Below are 23,785 nucleotides of genomic sequence, written 5' to 3'. Positions count from 1 at the left end.
GATAAATCATATATTTTCGTTGATAAACCGGAAAAAATGTTGATATATTGATATTTTTGTTGATATCTTCAAATAATTGTTGATAACCTTTAATTCTCGTCGATAACTAAACTCAATCCTTAGTTGATGATCCAAACACCTCCTCGATGCCACCCGACCTGCATAACAAGCTGGGTATAGGTGAGCATTTATGGACGGAATTTTTAATATAAGGGTGGGATTTTCAATTTAACGGCGATTTTTCATTTTTAAGGGTGAACTACCGATTATCCGACAAACCTCGCATAACAAAGAAACATCCCACTCTTCTCCACTATCAAAGAACAACCGTCCCCGCTGCATAATTCCACCTATTCACCTAATAACAAGCCCCATCTGTACCCTCCCCCAAACAAATTAAACCTAAAAATGATCCAATTCCCACTTTTTTTCGTTAGCTATTTAGAAGTAAGTTAATTGAGTTAATGAAGGTAGTTTAGTATCCTTAATTTACTTATGTCATATTGAAGGAGCGTTTTATGCCACAAGAAATCAAGGATATTGATTTATATCGGAAAGTGGTCGATGATCAAGATTCGACTGCTTTGCGGCAGCTTTACCGAAAATATGAGAAACTTATTTATTCGTTCACGTACAAAATGGCCGGTGATCAGGAGATTGCGGAGGAAGTCATACAGGAAGTCTTCATGAAGCTTTGGAAGACGCATGCCCCTTACGACAGCTCAAAAGGGAAGTTTTCTTCCTGGTTATTGACGATGACCCGGAATACTTGCCTGGACGCCCTACGCAAACGCAAGAAGCATGAGTCAGTCGAATATATTGAAAAAGATTCACTCCAGGTAAGTTATGAAACGCCTGCTGATATCGTGGAATGGAAGGAAAAAGGAAAAGCGATTCAGGACTGCATCCGCACCCTGAAGGAAGATCAGCAGCGGATCGTCCATTTATTTTATTTCAAAGGATTGACGCAGCAGTCGATTTCAAAAAACACCGATACACCGCTTGGAACCGTGAAAGGAAGAATACGGCTAGCGCTGAAGCATCTGCACAGCTGCCTTAAAGGGAAAGGAGGGAAAATGGAATGACTCATCAATGCGATCACTTACTAGATTATTACAATCAACATTTGAACGAGTCTGACAAAGAAGCGTTTGAGAAGCATTTGGAAAGCTGTTCAGACTGCCGGGAAGCATTAAGCGAGCTCAGGCAGTTGAATGAATATTTACCTTATGCTTCCGAGCCCATCGACCCTCCCCAAGGATTGGAAGAACGTGTATTTGCTCAAATTGAGGGGAATCATCAAGATTCCGTCACTCCTTTCAGAAAAGAAAAGCCGCGTAAGCGCTGGATCTTCCCTTCTGTCGCAGCTGTACTGGCCCTTTCCTTACTTGGAAATGCCTATATGTTCACGCAAATTCAGCAGGAAGAAGAAATCGTCGAACAGGCGACGATCGATCAGGTAACACAGTATGTTGAACTTGCCGCCGTGAAAGGCAATGCTAAAGGAACGGCCAGCATCATCAAGCAGGGTGAACAATCGAGCCTCGTCGTTCAGGCTTCACAGCTTCAGGACCTTTCACAGGAAGAGGTTTACCAGGTATGGCTCATCAAAGATGAAAAGCCGCAGCGCGCTGGTACATTTGTTACCGGGCAGGATGGGAAAGGCTCTGTCGTCTTCAAATTGAACGAGGAATTCGCCAAGGAAGATTGGGATACGGTGGCCATCACCCTGGAACCTGACGCGGACAGTCAGCTTCCGCAGGGGGATATCGTACTTGCTTCCGAAATCTAAATCCAGATACAAAAAAACTCAGGCAGCCGCCTGAGTTTTTTTTATCATCCCGTGCATTACCCATCACCTGCTTATGAATACAATGACTGGGAAAAAATTTTAAGAGGTGAAAAATATGACTGACGTCGACTATTCATCCCCGTCTGCCCAATTTTCTGCGAACGTGAATAGGTATAACTTGTTTACCAAGGACCGGTATAACTTAATCAATATATTAGGTAAAAAACAATTGAATACACTCGAGAATACGTCCCTGCTCGATATATTCCTGAGCAGGGGAAATATCGTCGAACCTCACTATCATCAAAATGCAGCTGAACTTGTATACTGCATATCCGGAAAGGTCACTGTGTCCATTCTGAATCCATTCACCAGAGAGGTCACCGACTACCCGGCGACTCCCGGTGAAGTCGTAAACATCCCGCAAGGCTGGTGGCATTATGAGGTAGCCGACGTAGACAACACCCATCTCCTCGCTATTTTCGATGCTCCTAACCCTGAAGTCATATTAGGTTCAGATATTTTAACCTTCACTCCATCGAATATCATGGCGAAAACATACTGCATGAATGAAAATCAGTGGAACAACGTCATTTCAAATGTGAAACCGGCTACCTATATCGGCCCTCCGGCAGACTGCAGGTTCACAGTTAATCCACATCATCTATTTCACCAGCCCCATGAGCAATACATTCCTTATCAGTACCGCCCCTTCCCATTTTACTGATATCCGAACCCTTCAAGATGCATTCAATTGCATCTTTTTTTATTGAATGTGCTGTGCGTTGTTTAAGTATTTTTCCCTAGGGAATTAAACATACATACGACATAAGTTATACAATATTTATACAAAATTGTTCAAAGAAGGTACATAAGTATACAGATTCTTCTTCCTCCCTTATAAAACACCCCTACTTTCATCCTTTTAAACAATGATTAAAACTTTTTCAGAAAAAAGTGATCCAACTGTCAACTTCTGTCGTTAGCTCTATGAAAATTTAAAAACAAAAGGAGAGATTACCCTATGAAATTCAAAAAAAGTTATTTAGCGATCCCATTGAGCATGACACTGATGATCCCGGCGGCAGGAACAGCTTTTGCCCATAACGGTGAAGATCACTCCCCGATGGCCGTGACACCGGCATCTGATTTACGGACGACACTTCAACATTACTTAAGTGAGCATGCATACTTGGCAGTCGAAGCGATGAGAAGAGGCGCAGAAGGTTCTGAAGACTTCGATGCGGCAGCAAATGCGTTGAATGCGAACACCGAGGACTTAACAGCGGCCATCACTTCCGTATACGGTGAAGAAGCAGGAAATCAGTTCAATGAAATGTGGACGAACCATATCGGATTTTTCGTTGACTATGTAAAAGCTACTGGTGCAAACGACCAGGCAGCAAAAGATGAAGCACTTAAAAATCTTGACGGCTACCGAGCTGAATTCTCAAAATTCCTTGAAACCGCTACCGGTGAACGATTGGAATCCGACAGCCTGGCTGAAGGTCTGCAAATGCATGTGAACCAGCTCATTGGAGCTTTTGACAGCTATGCAGCAGGTGACTACGACAAAGCCTATGAATATGAACGCGAAGCCATCAATCATATGCATATGGTCGCAAAAGGATTATCAAGCGCCATCACCGATCAATATCCGGAAAAATTCGAAAACACAATGGCCGTCACACCGGCAGCTGACTTAAGGGCGACCCTTAACCATCTATTGACTGAGCATGCTGCACTGGCAACGATGGCGATGCAAAACGGCATCGACGGTTCTGAAGACTTCGATGCTTCCGTCAATGCCTTGAATGCCAATACTGAAGCCCTATCTGCAGCGATCGCCTCTGTATATGGAGAGGAAGCAGGGAATCAGTTTAAAGAAATGTGGTCGAATCACATCGGTTTCTTCGTTGACTATGTAAAAGCTACCGGAGCTGAAGACGAAGCGGCGAAAAAAGAAGCCCTCCAGAACCTTGATAACTATCGTGCCGATTTCTCCAAGTTCCTTGAAACAGCTACAGAAGGCCGCCTGAAATCCGATGCTCTGGCAGAAGGACTTCAAATGCACGTCGATCAGCTTGTAGGAGCATTTGACAGCTATGCTGCAGGCGATTATGAACAATCGTTTGAAGACATCCGCATGGCTTATGAACATATGCTGAACCCTGCAAAAGGTCTATCTTCAGCCATTGTCGATCAATACCCTGATAAATTCGCTCACGACATGCCTTCTGAAATGCCGAACACAGGAATGGGCGGTACGGCTGATGAATTCCCGCTGGAATACTTATTGGCTGCCCTGATGGCGATTGCCGGGGGATCTGTATTGGCCCTTAAAAAATACGCTGGAAGTAAATAATAGCCAATAAAAAGAGGGACGACCCCTGCAAGGTCTGTCCCCTCTTTTGTGAAGATGAAAGGAGTGGCTTCACATGTTATATACTATGAGGGTTATCTTCCTTGTGCTTGTACTAATGACTATTTCTGCATGCAGTTCTGAAATGGGCATGAATCCAAGTGTTGAACCTGCTAAGGAGCCGAAAGAGCAGCAAGGAGAACCTAAACAACAGATGGCCAGCACAACCACCAGCTCTTCTCCTTATTCTGAATCCATTTTAAAAGACGAGCGGACAGGAATCGTTCCCGCTTCTCTTGAAATTCCTTCGATCGGCCTCAAAGCCAATGTCGAATCGGTCGGACTGAAGGAAAACGGAGAAATGGCCGTAACCGAAGGTTTCGATACGACAGGCTGGTATGAGAAAGGCTACAATCCTGGTGAACCCGGAAATGCCGTCATCGGTGGCCATGTCGACAGCCGGAACGGCCCGGCCGTTTTCTACGAATTGAACAAGCTGTCTGTAGGCGATGAGGTGACGGTCACGAGCAAAACCGGTGACACACGAACCTTTGTAGTGACGGATAAAAAAGAATATCCATGGGATGACGCACCGTTGAAATCCATCTTCGGATATACCCACAGAAGTTCATTGAACCTGATCACATGCACAGGCGATTTTGACCATGCATCGAGAAACTACAGTAAACGGCTTGTCATCTACACTGAACTGAAATCTTGAAACCCGCCCCGGCCGGGTTTTTTATTTTGCCCCCTTCCCTCTGTCCGGTAAATGACAGCACATTTTTCAATAGGAAAGTGCCTGCAGATTTACTCTTCGGATGGACAGCCTTATAATTCAGTAAAAAGGGATTTAATTTAGATTGAGGTATTTTATTTAGGGTATAGGTAAGTATCAACTTATTTGTTTTTTGGAGGCTATTGTTTATGACAACGTATGATGTGAATGTCAATGGTTCGTTATTTGACTGGAACTTGGAAACCGGTGACTTTCATTTTGAAAATGATGAAGTGGTTCTATTTTGGGTGAAGACGGCTTTTAAGACGCTGTTCGATTCCATCGAGGAAATTGCAGGTGAAAAGGAGTCGGAGCTCGTCCTTGAAACAGCCGGGTACAAAACCGGGAAGATTGTGAGTAAGTTCTACATGGACACCATCGGAAACACGGATGAGATTTTGAAGAAGCTTCCCAATACATATGTAACAGCCGGATGGGGGATTACGGACGTCGTCTACTATTCTATCGAAAACAGGAAAGCTGCCATTACCGTCAAAAATGGCTGGGAGCACAAAGTCAATCTTGCTCAAGGAAAGACGGATGAGGGAAAATTCCTTCCCGGACACTGGGCAGGGGTATTTTCCGGCTTATTCGATGCAGATGTATGGTACAGAATCGTCAAGAGCCAGATAAGAGGAGATGATTACAGTCAATATGAATTCTTCGCCTCGGACATCACACCGACATTGAATGTTCAAACGTTATTGAATGAACAGACAATGAAGGCACGTGCTGAATTGGAGGAGCTGACAGAACAGCGGACCCAGGTGCTTTCTGATATCATCAAAGAAATTTCATCGCCGATCATACCCGTTATGGATTCGATTCTCGTCGTCCCATTGGTAGGGCCGTACGATGAATTAAGAGGCGAGGAGCTCTTGAACCGGACTCTGTTGAACCTTCCACACTACCAAGCGGAATATCTCGTGCTCGATCTGACGAGCTTGACCGGATTCGATGACTACACACTCGACTTCATCAGAAAGTTCGTAGGATCTGCCGGATTGCTGGGAACCAAATGCCTCCTCGTGGGGATTTCACCAGAACTCAGCATAAAAATAACCCAGTCCGGACATACCGTCGCCAACATCCCATGCTTCACCATCCTGCAGCAAGGGATCAAGTACGCACTTGATCAGCAGGGACTGGAAATCGCTCAGAAAAAATAAACCTTTCAGGAAAAGCCGGGTCGTTTGTCGCCCGGCTTATTTTGACAGATAAAATTATAATCCTCCCTTCTCGAGTCAACAAAAATAGCGCCCTTCTGGACGCCAAATTCGTTGCAGTTCTTCACTGCCCTATCCTTTTCACATACAACACCTGGTACCCGCCATCTTCTTCCTCCAGCGAAATACCGCGCCAGCCTTCATGCAATAACGTCTGCTGCCTATCGACATCCCCCATCTGAACTCTGGTAATCTCGGAAATCTCTCCCCCGCTTCCCTCTCCATCAAGGCGCTTAATGAATATATAGCGCAATTGATTTACGTACTTGATCTTAAGGGCCGCAATCTCCATACCCTGCTTGAACTTATCTTTTAAACTCGGAATATTAAAGGGAGCGACCGTGCACGCCACATAGGTGAACCTTTGATCCAGCTTCCCCAGCTCTTCCATGATCAAATGAGCCAGTGTTTGCTGGAGCCGGTTGCCTCTGTAATCCGGGTGTACATTCGAAATTTCCTGATAGATTACCCGTGGCAGTTCCTCTGCTTCTAACCCGGCATCCAGCCCCAGATGTTCTTCATCGATCGGCGGGATCAACAAGGCACGGAATGCGATTAATCCCTTCGCTGTAAATGCTCCGATCATCAGTCCTCTTCCGGTTAAAATATAGTCCAATTCCTCATACGTCAGGGGCTGTAAATTCTTTTTATCCGTCAGTGTATCCACCACAAGTTCCTGCAGCTCCTGTAATTGACTTATATGCTCTTTACTCAATAAACGAACGGTATAGGATTCATTGTTTTTTTCAAGATATCCCTCGAATAGATGATTCATGATTCCATTCTCCTTACTCTACGATACTCTTGAACTGAGTCAATTCTTTCAGAATATCTTTATCTACTTCAACACCGAGGCCAGCCTTTTCAGAAAGTCGGATAATAGGGACGTCATAATGCAGGTCTCCAATATCCTTTGAAAACTTAATCGGTCCCGTCAATTCTACACTAGTGATGACCTTTTTGGAAAAAGCAACATGGAAACCGGCTGCTGATGCGATCGATGACTCTACCATTGAACCGACCTGGCATTCCATCCCTGCCATCTCAGCCATGTGGGCAAGTTTGACTGCCGGGTAGATCCCTCCGCTTTTCATCAATTTGATATTCACTTTATCCGCTGCCTGCTTCCTAATGATCTCACGCATTTCACGTACGCCTTTCAGCCCCTCATCAATCATGAGCGGGATATCTGTCCTTGATTTGATCCGAACCATCCCATCTACATCATCTGCCAAAACGGGCTGCTCAAGCCAATCGATGTTCAAATCTTGAAGATGCCGCAGTGCCTTTAGCGTCTGACTGCTGTTCTTCCACCCCTGATTCACATCCACCCTAATTGGCACTTCCATTCCGACGCGTTCCCGGACCTTCCTGATTCTTTCAATATCCAGGTCGATATCGGTTCCAACTTTCATTTTAAAAGATTGAAATCCATCCTCGATCATCCGGGCCGCTTCCTCCGCCATCCGATCCGGTTCTGTTATGCTCAGGACGTGGGTAAGCTGGAATTCTTCATGATAGCGGCCGCCGAGCAGCTGATAAACAGGCTGATTCACTTTTTTCCCGATAGCATCATAGCATGCGATATCGATGGCCGCCTTTGCTGTCGGGGCATTGTAAATGGCCTTATCCATCAGATCATGAATTCTTTCAATATGAAAAGGATTCTCCCCGATCAGTTTCGGGGCGAGCGTATGCTGAAGCACCTGAAATGTGCTTTCCCACGTTTCTCCTGTCACATGCTCATCAGCCACCGCTTCACCATAGCCAATGATTCCTTCATCCGTCTCCATTTCCAAAATGATGGAGGGCATATCATCATATGTATGATAACTTATGATGAAAGGCTGTTTCAGCGGTAATCGAATCGCATACAGATTGATTTTTTTTATGATCATTTGAAAAACACTCCTTTTAATCTAACAAATTTTATTATTGCTTGGTATAATGTCGTTATATAGTCGTTAATTCAGAAAGGAGATTGTCATGAAAACGAAAATCGCCCTGATCGGCTCCAAGGATTTCATAGAACGTGCCCAGACGTCCATTGCTCCTGACTTGAACAGCATTGAACTGGTCCCTTATATTTATGGTGAACCTCAGGAAGCAGGCAAGCTTATTAAAGAAATCACACCCTGTGATGCCGTTTTGTTTTCCGGGGCACTGCCTTACTTTTTTTCAAAAGAAGCATGTCGCACATTATCTGTCCCGGTCCTTTACCTTGAACAGGATGAAACGGCTCTTGTTACATCACTGCTTTATATCCTGCACCATCATCAGATCAAACCAGACCGCGTGTCCATCGATTTGATGGATCTTTCATTCATCGATCACGTTGCGTCAGACTTACACCTCAAGAACCCGCCCCGTTATGTGATGGATTATAAAGAGCGTCTGCCCCACAACTTTAACATCAGTGAATATACAGACTTCCACCGGCAGTTATTTCAGGATGGTCAAACGGATTTGGCCTTAACGAGCATCCATGCTGTTTATGATCGGCTTGTCGATTTGCAAATCCCTTGCCTGAGAATGATCGACCCTGCTAAGTCGGTTATACGGGCCATCGATGAAGCTCATTCCCAATCCCTTTTATCTAAAAGAAAAGCAGCCACGATTGCTGCTGCCCGTCTTTCAGTTCATGAATGGGATGGTGAACATAAACATCTTCAACAGTTCGCTCATCTGATGAAGGGTACACTGCAAAAAAATGAGGATGATTCTTCCTACACGATTTTCAGCAATAGGGGAAGCATCGAACATTTCCTGCAAAGCGCCGACTTCCCTTCTCTGTTTCAACTTGAACACCCCGTGCTTGCAGGGTTCGGTTACGGTCATACGGCAGCGCAGGCAGAGGCAAACGCACAGACCGCGTTGTCATTTGCACGAAAGGTTGATTCTGATGGCTGCGCCTATATTCTAAATGAGGAAAAAGAGATGTCAGGACCTTATCCTGATAAAAACAAGAAACAGCATCTGAAAAATGATCATCCCGAAATGCTGTCTCTTGCCAAACAATTAAAATTAAGTCCGTCGAACTTATCCAAAATCATTCAATTCTACAAATCCCGTTCGTCCCGTGATTTCACTGCAGCAGAGCTTTCTGACTACATGCAAATCACAAGGCGCTCAACGGAACGGATCTTGAAGAAACTGGTCGACAACGGTTCCGCCAAGATCATCGGAGAAGAAATGACGTATGCCCAGGGAAGGCCGCGCGCGGTTTATGAACTGACCTTCCCCATCTATTGACCGGGTCAGGAGGAAAGTGTGGCATCCTCCTGCTCCGCTGCTTTCATTTCGGTTTCACTCAGCTTGGTAATGCTGAAGCCAGTGAAGGCATAAATGATGGAAATGATCGGCACGATAAAATTCAATACCGCATAAGGAGCATAATCAAATGCATGAACCCCGAGCGTTCCTAAGATGAAGACCCCGCAAGTATTCCAAGGGATGAAAACGGAAGTCAACGTCCCTCCATCCTCCAGTGCACGCGACAGATTCTTTGAATGCAGCCCTTTTTCCCTATAGGCATTTGCATACATCCGTGAAGGTACCACGACAGAAATATACTGTTCCGAGCAAGATGCATTCGTCGCAAAACATGAAACCACAGTGGAAGCCACTAAGCCTTTCGCTGTTTTTGTCACCTTTAGGATCTGGTTGACGATGGCACGAAGCATACCTGTGTGCTCCAAAATCCCTCCGAATGTCATCGCTACAATCGTCATCGACACTGTGTACATCATCGAATCAAGACCGCCGCGTGAAAACAGATCATCGACCATCGTATTTCCCGTCTCGATCACGTATCCGCTTTGAAGAGCAGAAACAGCATCCGCAAACGAATCATGCTGAATGAATACCTGTGCACCAAAACCAAGAATGATCCCTACGATAAGAGCCGGGATGGCAGGAACTTTCCGCGCAACGAGCACAATGACAAGCAGCGGGACAATCAGTAAAAATGGCGAAACGACAAAACTTTCCTGAAGAACGCCGATTGTCTTTTCAATATCAGCCGTATTGACCCCATTTTTTCCAAAGTTCCTTCCTAAATAAGCATATACAGCCAGGGCAATCACAAAACCTGGTATCGTCGTGTAAAGCATATGACGGATATGTACAAAAAGATCCGTGTTAGTGAGTCCCGAAGCAAGGTTCGTTGTATCTGACAGCGGCGACATCTTATCACCGAAATAAGCCCCAGAAATTATGGCACCGGCAATCATCGGAGCCGGTATCCCCATACTTATGCCGATTCCCATACCCGCAACACCGATTGTCCCCATTGTTGACCAGGAACTTCCGATCGCAAGCGACACAACCGCACAGATGACTGCAATCGATAAAAGGAAAAGCGACGGAGTGATCATCTTCAAACCATAATAAATCATCGTTGCCACAATTCCGCCGCCGATCCACGCACCGATTGTCAATCCAACAAGCATAATGATGACTACAGCAGGTAAAGCAAGACGAATCCCCTTATACATCGCCTCCTCTATATCCTTCCACTTGAACCCAGCAAACCAGGCGACAAGTGCAGCCGTGACCGTACCGATGATCAGAGGAATGTGTGGCCCCTGTTCCAACACCACAATAGTAATGGCCATTACGGTGATCATGACAAGCAATGGAATGATTGCCAGCCAAAAAGACATTTCTTTTTTCATCCAAATTCCCCCTTGAAACCCCTTTGTTTTTTGACTATTTCCAATTGTCGTTAAATAGTCGCTATATGAGTATCATAAGGGCAGAAGTTGGAGTAGTCAATCCGTTTTTGGTACCGTTTCCATATCAAATTATCCCATCTTCAACGTCGCAGCCAATATTTTTGCAGCTTGGTCCAGAGCAGAAATATTGAACGTCATATTCGGATGATGCAGCCCGGGAGTCAAATCCGCACCGACCCCGATCATCGCCGCCTTCACTTCCGGATGCTTGATCGTGTAAAAATGAAAATCATCACTGCCGGATGTAATGACGGGTGGTGCCAAAGCTTCTTCACCCGCGATGGATCGAATCGCTTCCCTCGTGATGGCCTCAGCATCCCCCGACACTTCCGCTCCAGGCGTATAATCTGTCCATTCATACTCAATCGTGACTCCGTACAACTTGGCAATGCCATCGATCCCTTCCTGGAGACGGCGCTGTATTTCTTCCAGCACCTCATTCTTCTGGGCACGTACATCGATTGCAAACTCGGCATTTCCAGGAATGATGTTTAGATTCTCCCCTCCTGCAGCGAGCTTTGTCAGTTTTGCAGAATAAGATTCAAATGGAGACAAATAGATCGTTTTTAAAAATGAATGAATGGCCGCCAACACATCGATACTGTTCTTCCCCTGATGGGGTCTCGCACCATGCGCATCCACCCCTTTTATTTTCCCTTCCATGTAAATGCCTGCCCCGTGATGAACCGAAGGCGAAAAGGATCCATAATCCAATTCTTCTTTCGGTCTCAAATGAACCCCGAATAAATAACGGACATCCTCAAGTGCCCCTTTCTCAATCATGGTAAGCGATCCATTCCCCTTCTCCTCTGCAGGTTGAAAAATGAAACGGATCCGCTTGTCCTTTGGCGGTTCCTGAAGGCAATAAAGAAGCGCTCCGAGAACCATCGAAATATTAGCATCATGACCACAGGAATGATTCGCCTGCATCACCCCGTCCACCTCTTGCCACAGGGCATCGATATCTGCGCGTACAGCCGTCACTTCATCCCCTTCACCGATCTCGGCGATCAAACCTGTCACATCTGAAAACCTCCTGTAGCTCACATTCAGCCCATCCAGGATCCCTGCAATCTTATTCGTCGTTTCATACTCCTTCCAGCTCACTTCAGGGTGAGCGTGGAAATGAGTGAACCAATCTAACATCTGTTTTTCAACATTCATACCCATTCTCCTTCCTTTCCTTTTCACTATGTATTCTGAGAACGAAAGGAAAAATCCTTCTTTGGCTCAAACCCTTTAAAACAAGAAAAGCTTGAAGCGGCTCGTTCAACTTTGACAAGCATAAGATGAATAGGCAGGAAAGGCGCTGTTTTGCCTATTTTTCCTATTGCTTATGACCTGGAGGGCCAGCCGCCGGAGCTGGACATGCAAAAAAGCACACCCCTCAAGGCATGCTCTCATCAATCAAATGATATTCAGGTATCAAATCTGACAGTGGTACAATCGACGCTTTCTTCTCGTAAAGCGGTATGAACTCCTTCAGCATCACCGCAACCTTCATCCCGGTCACGCCCACATGCCCGATCGCGATCGTCCGTTCATCCTCATCCAATTCTTGCGACAGGCGTTTTGCCTGCTTACCGATATGACTCAGCGTGTAAATATCATCGAAGAATAATTCATTTTCAAGATAGGGGACATCAAGTTCCTTCGCAAGCTTCGGGACCACACTCTTGCCTGTCGTTTTACTATCAAGGTAGAAAAGTCCTTTCTCCTTGCATACCTCGAGCACAATTCTCATGACTCGCTCATCCGCTGTCGCTTTCGATCCCATATGGTGATTGATGCCCACGGCGTAAGGAACATCTTCAATAGCCTTTTCCACCCTGCTCCGGATCTCTTCATTTGATAATGAGGTCGTGACCGCTCCAGGTCCGAGCCAACTTGCCTTTCCTGACACCGGCTCCATCGGGAGGTGTACAATCACCTCATGACCCAGCCCGTGCGCCTCTTCTGCATCCTGCTTCGTCGTCGGTAAAAACGGCATGATGGCAAGGGTCAGCGTCACTGGCAGATGGAGGATTTCCGCTGTCCCCTTCATATCATTCCCCAGGTCGTCGATCACAATGGCCAGTTCCTTTTGGTGGGCCGGCAGCGGCAGGATATTCCTTGCTTCTGCCGTGCCTTGCACCAATAAAATAACCGACAGACAAATGAATAAACTTCTCATCCCTCATCACTCCTTTTCCCTTTAAGATGTCCAATCCAGATGGAATTTAAGAGATGAATTTTTTATTGAAATGTATGTTGCAGGAGCGGACCCGGCCGAGTATCATTCGGATGTTGAACATAGAGATTTTTCCACAAAAAATCATATTTTCACGAACAGGATCTTAAATTGTGAAAACGGCTCATAATTTGTCTCGCAGCAACGCCAGCGACACATACAATGCCCGTACCCCTTGCTCAACGATCCACACCACGAACAACACCACTCTCCCCATGGATAAATCACTCAAATCTGACCAATCCTAGAAAAAAGGAGTGATGAAACCATGACTGAACAGCAAATGGAGGATCTGTTTCACTTTTATGGCCATGAAGATTTATATAAACGATTTAAAACACCCCTTTATGTAACCGGCTTGCTGGATGAAAGCGAGGCAGAGCACCTCGAGGATTTCTTTGACCACTTTACCCTTGATCGATCCATCCTATTTGATGAGTTCCGCTTCTGGTTCCGGTATTACGAGGTGTCAAAGAAAGGGATGGACGGTTCTTCGCCTTACTGTTAATCGTGGATAGAGGACAGTGACAGATCCCCCTTGTCGTTTTTGCAACGCGGTTCGGGATATCGCTTATACCGAGTACACCGAACCTGCCCCGGTGCCACTCCCTGTACCTGTCCCACTTTCTCAAACTCCATGCCGTTCCCCTTCTGCAAGCGGCACACAAAAGGTGTAATTCCATAGAAAAAAGCTGTTCCCTGATACGCTCAGAAAACAGCTTTCCATTTCAATATGGTTTATCCTGATAAAAATAGTTCGTCGATTTCCACGTGTTATCATAAGCTTTGTGAAAAATATGAGTCGCCGCCGGTGACACAGGTGGAATCAGCCATGTCCAGTCACCTGTGACTTCACGACCGGCATGTTGCTCATTCTGTTCAAACAGGCGGAATTGCTGGGCAGCAGTATGGTGATCGACGATGCTCACACCATCTTCTTTAAAGGAATGTAGCACCGCGATATTCAATTCTATAAGCGCCTTATCTTTCCAAAGCGTAATGGCCCTTGATGTATCAAGACCCATGCAGCTTGCGACTTTGGGGAGAAGATTGTACCGCTCAACGTCTGCCAGATTTCTTGCTCCGATTTCCGTTTCCATATACCAGCCGTTGAACGGTGCCGCTTTATAGGATATTCCTCCGATCTTCAGTTCCATATCCGAGATGATTGGCACCCCGTACCATTTGAGACCAAGGTCACTGAACCATTCAAATTCCGGGTGTCTTAAATCAACTTCCAGCACGAGCTCTTTCCTGACCGGCTTCCACTGAGGCAGGTTCTCTCCGATTTGGACGACGAAAGGCAGAATGTCAAAATCCGTCCTGTCCCCTTTCCATCCCAGCTCCTCACATTTTTTTGTGAAGTCAATCGAATGCGGATCTCCAATATAGGCGTCGCCCTCTTGATATCCTGCATATCTCAGCAATTGATGATTCCACAAACGGATGTCAGGCGCCCCCTGCTGTGAAGGCCTGAACACCGTGATAGCCGGCCGGATCCGTCCTTCATTGGAAGCAAACTCCAAGTGGCGTTCGAGGGCTCGGAACACATCTTCTTCCGATGAAGCTCCCCTCTCATCAAACACATGCAGCGAATTCCAGAACAAGCGGCCAATACAGCGGTTGCTGTTCCGCCAAGCCAGCTTTGCCCCGAATGCAAGCTCTTCTTTTGTATGGATGTAGGTGCCGGTTTCGGCGATTTCCTCTTCAACCTGCTGCAAACGCACCTCGACACCGGACTTTTCACTTTCTATATAAAACTGCTCGATAAAGGCTTTTGCCTCTGCAACTAATTCATTCAATCCTACCGCTTCCTCATATCATAAACTGTACCCCAAGTATATCATGTCGGAATCCCTATAAACCTGGTACATTTGTACAAAAAATGAACGCCCGGGCACCGGGTCAGGCACCATGTCCCCGCACAGTTGCAGGACTTTCAGAATCTGTACAATCCCCTTCCTATCTCAGTAACTTTTCATAGCAGCGGTATTCCTGATGACCTTCAGGCTTTGAAGTAAAATAGACCGACCCTCTGTATACGTACCCCAATTTCTCATACAAGTAGTTGGCCCCTTCGTTACGTGCGTATGCATCCAGCCGGATACTGAGATAACCGTTTTCAGCTGCATACTCCTCACACTTCTCCAAAAAGCGGGTACCTAGCCCCTTCCCCTGCTTCATCGGATCCAGGAACAAAGCATGAACCACCAGCTCCTCATCATACTCCCACGGAATCTCGCTCCATTCAGGGGCCTGCCACGTATTCAAAGTCACCGCCCCCGACAGCTCTCCATCCGAATACAGGCAGTACAAATCCCCGTATCCGATCTGTTCTTCAAAGTACTCCCTGCCTGGATAGTGATCATCCCACTGAAGAAGTCCGTTTTCATCCAGATCCTTCTTGCTTCTCTGATAAACTGCTGTAATCTCATCCAGTTGTTCATTCGTTGCTTTTTTTAATTCTAAAGATGTCACGTCTTTTATCATTGTCATTCCTCGTATCCATTGATGTTTTCTTACCCTTTAGTGTTTGATGAAAGGATGGAGGTTATTCTGAAAATCCATCCCGCTCAGGCCGCTCATCAGGGATTGCTGCCGGTTTTCTGTTCAAGCAATGGTTCATACATCATCAGTGCATGATTCTCCGTGATGAACTCATCATCGATCTGTTGACCGGCCTTGTTGAACACTTTCCGGAAAATTTGATTATGCCTCAAGTAGCCGCCCCAATATTCATGTGAGATACTATGTTCTTTTTCATACACTTCATAATGGGTGAGGACAGGCGAGGTCGATCTCCATTCCCCGACAAGGGATTCGTCCGTCAGATACACGTGCAGCTGAAACGTCTCGCTCGTATTGTTTTTGATTTTCAAATCCAAATAGTTATAGGCACATGTGGCGCCGCTTCCGAACGGAAGCCTGCGATTGCTGTCAGGGAATGCGTCATAACTGTGGCGGTGGCGCTCGGTGACAATCAGCGGCGTGTGAAGCGTCATCCAATAAATCAGATTCGATAACTGGCACAGCCCTCCTCCGATCCCCGGTTTAAAGGAGCCGTAATAAAGAACCATTCCATCCACATATCCTTTACGTTTTGTCGTGTTTCCAAGCAGCTTCCAATAAGAAAATGTCTCTCCGGGCCTGATGACGACCTTGTCCAGCTCACGGACAGCAATCTTTAAATTCTTCACCTTATTGTCCTGGTACCACATGTCCACATCCTTCAGCTTCCTGTATAACGGCGTGCGGTGAGAATGAATGACGTGCTGCTTCAAATCCGATTCTCTTGTTTTAGTGAACGTTTCATTCGACGTCAGCCACTCGATATACCTTTTTGTACGGTAAAAGCAGGTTCCGAGGAATACCCTGAACGCGGATCTCTTTTTAGGCTGATACTCCAAAGATTTAAACATTGAACCACCCTTTGTTTATCCATTTATTACCTCATCATATAACCCTTTTTTCCATTCCATTCCATTCCATTCCATTCCATTCCATTCCATTCCATTCCATTCCATTCCATTCCATTCCATTCCATTCCATTCCATTCCATTCCATTCCATTCCATTCCATTCCATTCCATTCCATTCCATTCCATTCCATTCCATTCCATTCCATTCCATTCCATTCCATTCCATTCCATTCCATTCCATTCCATTCCATTCCATTCCATTCCATTCCATTCCATTCCATTCCATTCCATTCCATTCCATTCCATTCCATTCCATTCCATTCCATTCCATTCCATTCCATTCCATTCCATTCCATTCCATTCCATTCCATTCACATATCCTTTACGTTTTGTCGTGTTTCCAAGCAGCTTCCAATAAGAAAATGTCTCTCCGGGCCTGATGACGACCTTGTCCAGCTCACGGACAGCAATCTTTAAATTCTTCACCTTATTGTCCTGGTACCACATGTCCACATCCTTCAGCTTCCTGTATAACGGCGTGCGGTGAGAATGAATGACGTGCTGCTTCAAATCCGATTCTCTTGTTTTAGTGAACGTTTCATTCGACGTCAGCCACTCGATATACCTTTTTGTACGGTAAAAGCAGGTTCCGAGGAATACCCTGAACGCGGATCTCTTTTTAGGCTGATACTCCAAAGATTTAAACATTGAACCACCCTTTGTTTATCCATTTATTACCTCATTATATAACCCTTAGTAAATTCTGACTATTTAAAATTCATAAAAAATAAGGCAGCCGTCCAATATAGGTGCGGCTGCCTCATTCCTACAAACACTTTTCCAACAGTTCGTATTTTTCATCTCTTACTTTTTCCAGCTTTTCTTTTTCTCTATACAGCTCCTGGAGGACTTCCAAATCCGTCGAAGCCAGCAGCTCTTCTTCAATCATGGAGATTTGCGCCTCCAACTCTTCTAACTCTTTTTCCACCTCTTCAATGGAAATGGGCGGGTCAGGGCGCTCCTCCTTTTTACGAACAGGAGCCGTTTGCTTTTTAACCACTGCCATTTCCTCTTTTTCCGGTGCCAGTTCAGCCAGCTTCTTTTTAGCCCAACTGTACGGCCCTTGGAATGAGTATAGCTTCCGGTCATGAATCCAATACGTTTTATGAAATAATTTATTTAAAAAGTAGCGGTCATGCGAAACGGCGAGAATCGTACCTTTGAAGTCTTCGAGGGCATCCTCCAGCACTTCCCTCGAATCGATATCCAGGTGGTTCGTCGGTTCGTCCAGCACCAGGAAGTTAATGTCCTGATGCATCAACTGCGCCAGCCGGAGCCTCATTTTTTCTCCACCGCTCAGCTGCCCCACCTTCCGGAATACATTCGGTCCATAAAACAGGAACTTAGCTAGGATATGGCGGGCATCCCCTTCCGTCACCGCAACCTCTTCCCGGAATGCATCAATCAGGCGCGCATTTGGATCTGCCACGGTAAAATGCTGGGACAAATACCCGAGCTTCACATTGCTGCCGATTTTCACTTCACCTGAATCCCATTCCTGATCGCCGAGGAGCATTTTAATGATGGTGGATTTCCCCGTCCCATTCTGCCCGACGATCGCCGTACGGTCTTTGAAATGGACCAGCATATCGGCATCTGTGAATAATGCTTTTTCACCGAACGACTTAGCCACGGCCTTCATGGAATAAACCACTTTCCCGCTTCGGTCCGTCTCTTCAAACTCAAGCCCCATCTTTTTTCGTTCAAGGATCGGACGCTTGATTTTCTCCATCCGCTCAAGTGCCCTCTCCATATTGCGCGCACGCTTATGGAGTGCCTCATTCGGGGGATTTGCCTGATTTGCCCATTCTTTCAGCCTTTTGATCGCTTCCTTCATTTTCTTGATTTTCTTCTGCTGCTCCTGATATGCCTGGAACTCCAGCAGAAGCCGTTCTTCTTTCTCTTTTACAAAACCGGAGTAATTCGTATGATAAATTGTCAACTCTCCATCTTCCAGGTCAAACACCTTGGTGATGACATTGTCGAGAAAGTATCTGTCATGCGAGATACACATGACCGTGCCTTCATACTCTTTCAAAAAGTCCTCAAGCCACTCGACCGCCCCGATATCGAGATGGTTCGTCGGTTCATCCAGCAGCAGCAAGTCAGGCTTCTGAAGCAGGATCAGCCCGAGACATAGCTTCGTCTGCTCACCGCCGCTGCATTGATTAAAGTCTTTCTCCAACAGTTCATTGATTTCCAGTCCATTCGAGATCTTCGCGATGTTTGCTTCAATCTCATAGCCGCCGGAGAGTGTGAACGAATCCTGCAGCTTCCCGTACTCCTCAAGCATTCTGTTCAACTTGTCGGGATCTCCCTCACTTCCCATTTTGCTCTCGAGTTCCTTCAATCGCTCCCCGGTTTCAAGCAGGTCAGAAAACGCCGACCTCAATACATCTAATCCCCTCGTCCCTTCCGGATACTGCGGAATCTGGGCAAGATAGCCGACCTTGGCCCCTTTCTTTAAATGAACGAGTCCTGTATCAGGCGTCTCCACCCCTGACAATAACTTAAAAATGGTCGTCTTCCCTGTACCGTTCCGTCCGACCAACCCGATGCGGGCCCCTTCAGGGATTTCAAACGATAATTCTTCAAATATCAAATTCCCGCCAAACATTTTACTTAATTCCTGTGCACTGCAAAGTATCATCTTTCCTCTTCCTTTCAAATTCATTTATTTACGGGTAAGAGGCTCTTTGTATGAATTCTCTCACATACATTTCCTTTGGGCAGCCGCACCTTCACCATACAAGGCAGACTCCTTGCAAAGCGCGGCCAAAGCCGATGCGCCCAGAAAAAGCCTTAAGTGCGGACAGAAAAAAGCCGCAAGTAAGACAAGGCTTCTCTCGCGGCTTTTTAATAAATGGCATGAAAAAAGAGAGCTTAAGACGCTCTCCATTTCCGATCCTTTTATAGAAAAGTGGTTGGAACCTGAGACCTCTTACCGTTCAGTGGTATTCATATTCATTTGCTGAAAAAGGGCATACGTGTCCCCTTGAATGCAAATGCATGAAAAATTGCACGGCAGATATAAATAAAATCTAAGTACTTACCACGCAATCCAACAGAACGATTCATCTCAAATTCCACCTCCTTTTCCTTTTCACGATAGTGTATACAGTCATTATATAATTATTCAGAAAGCTTTTGCAACTTGTATTACCTTTTTTTGTACAAAATCCGCGACAGTATCAGACCGACGATACCAATCGGGATGAGGATCATCGCCCGGATCGTAAAGTCAAGGAACACCAGATCTGCAAAGAAGAATTTCAGCAATGCCAGCGCAAGGAAACCGATTCCGGCCCAGCGGTAAAAGGCATCCTTCCTGCTTTCCCCCACCACAAGGTACACAATTGAAAGGATTGCAATGGCCACCGTGAATGCCGTCGTTCTTGGCGTGTACTCCCAGCCGATGACGGTGAAATCAGTCGCTCTCATCACGAAGGAGAACGCGATGATCGTCAGCGCCGATTTTAACAGGATCACTGGGATCCAGCTAAAGGCTGCGCCTGTCTTTCTAAAATGGTCAAGCAGATACAAGTATCCGAAAACGATGAGAAAAATCGGAAGCTCCACGCTCAAAAAATCATAAGACGGCCCGAATCCCACACCAAGCAGCGCATACAGGATAAGAATGATGGACCCCGCCAGACTGATATGGCTCTTCCTTTTTCCAGCAAGCCATAACAATGCCATTGCCTGAAGCGCGACCAGGATGAACGTCCAATCATAATCCAGCCAGCCGAAAATGAATAACAGGACATGAAGGAATCCGAGTACAAGCAGGACGTCCTTCGTCTTCTTCTTCTCAGCGGGCTCCAGGAATGAAATCCCGATATATACCGCTGCGAAGATGGCGTAATAATATAGCGGTATCCCCGTAAGGGCATAAAGATCGTTCAACAATGCAAGAAGGATGAAAGTGCCCGAAACGACCGCAGGGATCATTTCCGCACTGACCCGCTCATTCCGGTTGAGGACGATCAGCAGCAAAATGTACGCATGCTGGATGGCAAACGGAATCAGGATTGTAAAGGTGATCTGTCCGACTCCAAATGCCGCAAAGAAAAACAGGGTGAAATACAGCAGGTAGTAATGAATATTCCAGGCGATGCGATATCTTTTCCATGTACTGAAGGTGACCAGCACAAAGAACATCAACAGCTGATATCCGTAGAATAACCATTCACTCCTCGCATCCCCGGCAAATATGAACGGGAACAAATAGGCACCGACTCCGATCAAGCACAGGATCAGCTGGGATGCATGCTTATGTGAAACCCATAATCCTGTCAAAATGAGCAACAATAACAAGAGGTTCGTCACGACTCCCGGGATGAACCCGTACAAAATATTAGCAGAGAATAGAGTGATGATAGCAAGGACAATGCTTCCCGATAACAGGGTGATGCCCAACTTGCGCTGATCTTTACTATATCGCTCACCAAGGATGAACATTGCAATACTGACAACAGCGCCCGTCAGCACCCTGAATCCCGGGGTCAGCCATCCGTTCTGGGATGCCGCCATGAATCCCCACACACTTCCGATTAATAGAACAAATAAAAACACTTTCGGCAGCCAGCGTTCCACTGAGAAATCAAACGCTTCTTTCGGTTTTTCAGCATTTGACTTGGCCGGGACGGGTCCTTGGGCCAACTGGACGGCATCTGACTTGTTTACATGAGGCTTTTCTTTCTGTTGGCCGACCGGCGCGGGATCGTCTGCTCCATGCTTCGCCTTCATAAGCTGAATCTTTACGAGGTTCAACTCCCTTTCAAGCGAACCGACGCGCCTTTCCAGCCGTTCTAACTCTTCTCTTTCCATACTCCCACCTCCTTACTGTTATTTATACAGGACGGCTTGAGATATTTCCTTTCTTTTTTAGATATTTTTCGAGTTTGTTTTTAAGTGTTTGATGATATTCATGTGAGATTATTAAAAAATGTCCCTCTAAAATACGGCACATCCACAAAAAAGCCCCACCCCAAATCAGGGGTGGAGCTCCAAACATTATGCCAATCTCTTAAAATTCTGTCCTAATATTTCATTCATCGTATGCACCGTGATAAAGGCACGGTTATCAATCTGTGTGATGAACCCTCTCAATTTGGAGAAATCTTTACGGCCGAGGATCGTGGTGATCACTTCTTTCTCATCAGAAGTGAACGCTCCTTTTGCCGTATGGATCGTTGCACCTTTTCCAAGTTCGTGCACGATGAAGGATTTGATTTCATCACTGTATTTGCTGATGATGACAATTTCCTTGTTTGAATTGAACTGCTGCAGGGTATAGTCGATAACGAGTCCGTTCAGGATAACACCAAAGAACGCATACATACCAACCTGCGGGCCGAAAAGTATTGCAGAGGAAAGCGCAATGGATAGATCAGCCAGCAAGACTCCTCTGCCTACTTCTATATTGAAATATTTATTAAAGATCAACGCAAGGATATCTGTTCCGCCTGTTGATGCCTGCTGGTGAAACACGATCGCCATGCCGGTTGCGGCGATGCATTGACCGATGATCAACTGGATCAGGATATCATCGCTGAGCGGCTGACTCATAGGTGCTACGATTTCCAGCAGCCATACATAGAATGACAGCGCAAAGCTGGCATAGATTGTTTTTGCACCGAAGTTGAATCCAAGAAAAATGACCCCGACAATAAACAACAGAATATTAATGATAACCATGAACAGACCCAGAGATAAACCAGGGAACAAATCGTTCATGATGATCGACAATCCACTGACTCCCCCTGTCGCTAAATTATTTGGCGATAAGAAAAAGTGAACATTGATGGATACAAGGAACGCACCAAGATTCATCATCAAGAAGGAAAATAATCTTTGTCGCATCACCGCAACCTCCTTTATTTTTAGTATTTTTGGTTTTTCCGTAAATGATTGAACAACGGGATTATAAAGCCCATAAACACCCTTTGTAAAGGGAATGCGGTCAAAAAAATAAGGTTTAATAATTGTGAAAATTGCAAGGGTTTGCATATCCCTCTCTGATAGGGTCGAGGGTTTATTTGGTGTTGTGTTTTTTTATAGGGACAATTGTATTTCCGCTGACTTCGATCTTGAATGATCAAAGTTAAACACGACGTTTTTTCATCCTCAAATACTTATTCACCACCACTTATTCTTATTTAAATTGCTGCCTTACAAAAAAGACCCCCTTCCCATAAAGAAGAGAGCCCCACAACCTAACTATATTGTTTTCCAGAATGCATGGTCTTGAAATGCATTTGAGGAATCGCAATTCCGATCAAGATGAGGATCATCCCCGCCATCTGCACCGCCGTGACATGCTCATGAAGGATCAACATGGCGGACACGATCGCTGCCGGCAATTCCGCTGCACCGAGAATCGTCGTGATGCTGGAATCAAGATGCGGCGAACCGATCGCAAGGAACACAACCGGAAAGATCGTTCCGACGATTGCCACCACCAGTCCAAATTCCCCCATCTCAATCAACCGCGCCGGCTCTCTTATAAAAGAAGGCTGAAGCGCCAAAATCACAACCAATAGGCCGCCAAACGTGATCATCAAACTTTTTTGAATGGTCGGCACCCCTTTTGCTACCTTTCCGCTCAAGAATAGGAAGAGAGCAAACGTGAAGGCTGCTGCAAACCCATACAGAATCCCAAGGATATTCTCAGACCAATTGAAGCCTCCTGAAGAAGCCAGCCCTCCTGCCAGCAGCGTCCCCAACCAAAGGAAGACAACCGATACCAGCTTTTTGTTGGACGGCCATTTTTTTAAATGAAGGGCTTCGATCATAAGCCCGATCCATGTAAATTGAAATAGCATGACAACGGCAATCGTCGCCGGCACCTGACTCAGACTCAGACCATAAAAAACGCCGGTAAGTGCGAGCAATATCCCGATTCCGAACAATGAGAGTACCTGTTTTAGCGAAACTTTCACTTTTTGGGTAAAAAGAAAAGCCGTTAGCAGCATCAACAGCCCGAATAAATACTGGATTCCGGTCACCTCCGCGACTGTGTAGCCTTCCGCAAAACCAAGCTTCACCACAGATGCATGGATGCCATAGCTGCTTGCTCCGACGAGTACACATAGAGATGCGTTAATTGGTTTCATCCTGCTCCCTCCTCTTCACCTATGTCTCAAGCAAGTATAATCCGGGGAGAATATTTCGGCAATAG

At 45.8% G+C, this 23,785-nt stretch carries 22 protein-coding genes; 8 read left to right on the top strand and 14 right to left on the bottom strand.

Annotation, left to right across the window (positions count from 1 at the left end; genetic code table 11):
- Positions 1-518 precede the first annotated feature (518 nt).
- The 6 genes from ACUXV2_RS01355 (at position 519) to ACUXV2_RS01330 (ending at position 6,101) form a co-directional block, all read left to right on the top strand.
- Entirely contained in the window at positions 519-1,085 is a 567-nt protein-coding gene (locus tag ACUXV2_RS01355) for an RNA polymerase sigma factor (RefSeq protein ID WP_446245279.1), read from the top strand.
- Entirely contained in the window at positions 1,082-1,792 is a 711-nt protein-coding gene (locus ACUXV2_RS01350; RefSeq protein ID WP_446245278.1) for an anti-sigma factor, read from the top strand. Before ACUXV2_RS01355 ends, ACUXV2_RS01350 begins: the two co-directional genes overlap by 4 nt.
- A gap of 115 nt (positions 1,793-1,907) precedes the next feature.
- Positions 1,908-2,519: a cupin domain-containing protein gene (locus ACUXV2_RS01345; RefSeq protein WP_446245277.1), complete on the top strand. Its 612-nt coding sequence runs from the start codon at positions 1,908-1,910 to the stop codon at positions 2,517-2,519.
- Positions 2,520-2,816: 297 nt separating this feature from the next.
- Positions 2,817-4,157 carry a copper amine oxidase gene (locus tag ACUXV2_RS01340; protein WP_446245276.1) on the top strand — a complete coding sequence of 447 codons (1,341 nt, stop codon included), beginning with the start codon at positions 2,817-2,819 and terminating at the stop codon, positions 4,155-4,157.
- Between the two features lie 73 nt (positions 4,158-4,230).
- Positions 4,231-4,875, top strand: coding sequence for a class F sortase (locus tag ACUXV2_RS01335; RefSeq protein WP_446245275.1), 645 nt, complete (start codon positions 4,231-4,233; stop codon positions 4,873-4,875).
- Positions 4,876-5,081: 206 nt separating this feature from the next.
- Positions 5,082-6,101 carry an STAS domain-containing protein gene (locus tag ACUXV2_RS01330; protein WP_446245274.1) on the top strand — a complete coding sequence of 340 codons (1,020 nt, stop codon included), beginning with the start codon at positions 5,082-5,084 and terminating at the stop codon, positions 6,099-6,101.
- Positions 6,102-6,222: 121 nt separating this feature from the next.
- On the opposite strand, the gene ACUXV2_RS01325 is transcribed toward ACUXV2_RS01330, so the two are convergent.
- Both ACUXV2_RS01325 and ACUXV2_RS01320 read right to left on the bottom strand, forming a co-directional pair.
- On the bottom strand, positions 6,223-6,933 hold the full coding sequence (locus ACUXV2_RS01325; RefSeq protein WP_446245273.1) for a GNAT family N-acetyltransferase: 711 nt from the start codon (positions 6,931-6,933) through the stop codon (positions 6,223-6,225).
- A 13-nt stretch (positions 6,934-6,946) separates the two neighbouring features.
- Complete coding sequence (locus ACUXV2_RS01320; RefSeq protein ID WP_446245272.1) at positions 6,947-8,056, bottom strand: mandelate racemase/muconate lactonizing enzyme family protein; 1,110 nt, start codon at positions 8,054-8,056, stop codon at positions 6,947-6,949.
- Positions 8,057-8,144: 88 nt separating this feature from the next.
- On the opposite strand from ACUXV2_RS01320, the gene ACUXV2_RS01315 reads away from it, so the two are divergent.
- Positions 8,145-9,410 (top strand): transcriptional regulator, encoded by a 1,266-nt coding sequence (locus ACUXV2_RS01315; protein ID WP_446245271.1) that lies wholly within the window; start codon positions 8,145-8,147, stop codon positions 9,408-9,410.
- A 5-nt stretch (positions 9,411-9,415) separates the two neighbouring features.
- Here ACUXV2_RS01315 and nhaC read toward each other — a convergent pair whose 3' ends face one another.
- From nhaC to ACUXV2_RS01300, 3 genes are all read right to left on the bottom strand, one after another.
- On the bottom strand, positions 9,416-10,834 hold the full coding sequence (gene nhaC, locus ACUXV2_RS01310) for a Na+/H+ antiporter NhaC (RefSeq protein WP_446245270.1): 1,419 nt from the start codon (positions 10,832-10,834) through the stop codon (positions 9,416-9,418).
- Positions 10,835-10,963: 129 nt separating this feature from the next.
- Positions 10,964-12,058 (bottom strand): amidohydrolase, encoded by a 1,095-nt coding sequence (locus ACUXV2_RS01305; protein ID WP_446245269.1) that lies wholly within the window; start codon positions 12,056-12,058, stop codon positions 10,964-10,966.
- A 223-nt stretch (positions 12,059-12,281) separates the two neighbouring features.
- Positions 12,282-13,067, bottom strand: coding sequence for a divergent polysaccharide deacetylase family protein (locus tag ACUXV2_RS01300; RefSeq protein ID WP_446245268.1), 786 nt, complete (start codon positions 13,065-13,067; stop codon positions 12,282-12,284).
- Positions 13,068-13,392: 325 nt separating this feature from the next.
- Here ACUXV2_RS01300 and ACUXV2_RS01295 point away from each other — a divergent pair, with 325 nt between their 5' ends.
- On the top strand, positions 13,393-13,632 hold the full coding sequence (locus ACUXV2_RS01295; RefSeq protein WP_446245267.1) for a hypothetical protein: 240 nt from the start codon (positions 13,393-13,395) through the stop codon (positions 13,630-13,632).
- 220 nt (positions 13,633-13,852) lie between these two features.
- Here the strand turns inward: ACUXV2_RS01295 and ACUXV2_RS01290 are convergent, their stop codons facing one another.
- The 9 genes from ACUXV2_RS01290 to ACUXV2_RS01250 form a co-directional block, all read right to left on the bottom strand.
- Positions 13,853-14,926, bottom strand: coding sequence for a nitric oxide synthase oxygenase (locus ACUXV2_RS01290; protein WP_446245266.1), 1,074 nt, complete (start codon positions 14,924-14,926; stop codon positions 13,853-13,855).
- Between the two features lie 160 nt (positions 14,927-15,086).
- A complete protein-coding gene (locus ACUXV2_RS01285) occupies positions 15,087-15,614 on the bottom strand; it encodes an N-acetyltransferase family protein (RefSeq protein ID WP_446245265.1) in 528 nt (175 codons plus the stop codon).
- 95 nt (positions 15,615-15,709) lie between these two features.
- Positions 15,710-16,543 carry a VanW family protein gene (locus ACUXV2_RS01280; protein ID WP_446245264.1) on the bottom strand — a complete coding sequence of 278 codons (834 nt, stop codon included), beginning with the start codon at positions 16,541-16,543 and terminating at the stop codon, positions 15,710-15,712.
- A gap of 26 nt (positions 16,544-16,569) precedes the next feature.
- Complete coding sequence (locus tag ACUXV2_RS01275) at positions 16,570-17,250, bottom strand: VanW family protein (RefSeq protein WP_446245263.1); 681 nt, start codon at positions 17,248-17,250, stop codon at positions 16,570-16,572.
- 118 nt (positions 17,251-17,368) lie between these two features.
- On the bottom strand, positions 17,369-19,252 hold the full coding sequence (abc-f, locus tag ACUXV2_RS01270) for a ribosomal protection-like ABC-F family protein (RefSeq protein ID WP_446245262.1): 1,884 nt from the start codon (positions 19,250-19,252) through the stop codon (positions 17,369-17,371).
- A 314-nt stretch (positions 19,253-19,566) separates the two neighbouring features.
- A complete protein-coding gene (locus ACUXV2_RS01265; RefSeq protein WP_098151160.1) occupies positions 19,567-19,680 on the bottom strand; it encodes an RAxF-45 family protein in 114 nt (37 codons plus the stop codon).
- Positions 19,681-19,761: 81 nt separating this feature from the next.
- Positions 19,762-21,432, bottom strand: a complete 1,671-nt coding sequence (locus ACUXV2_RS01260) for a DUF2339 domain-containing protein (RefSeq protein WP_446245261.1) — start codon at positions 21,430-21,432, stop codon at positions 19,762-19,764.
- Between the two features lie 186 nt (positions 21,433-21,618).
- Complete coding sequence (locus ACUXV2_RS01255; RefSeq protein ID WP_446245260.1) at positions 21,619-22,467, bottom strand: YitT family protein; 849 nt, start codon at positions 22,465-22,467, stop codon at positions 21,619-21,621.
- Positions 22,468-22,820: 353 nt separating this feature from the next.
- The gene (locus ACUXV2_RS01250; RefSeq protein WP_446245259.1) at positions 22,821-23,720 is read right to left on the bottom strand and encodes an EamA family transporter; all 900 of its coding nucleotides are present in this window, start codon (positions 23,718-23,720) and stop codon (positions 22,821-22,823) included.
- Positions 23,721-23,785: the final 65 nt, after the last annotated feature.

Source organism: Rossellomorea sp. NS-SX7 (genome assembly GCF_052828565.1).
The sequence above is the reverse complement of the archived record's forward strand: the minus strand, read 5'-3'. Positions and strand labels throughout refer to the sequence as shown.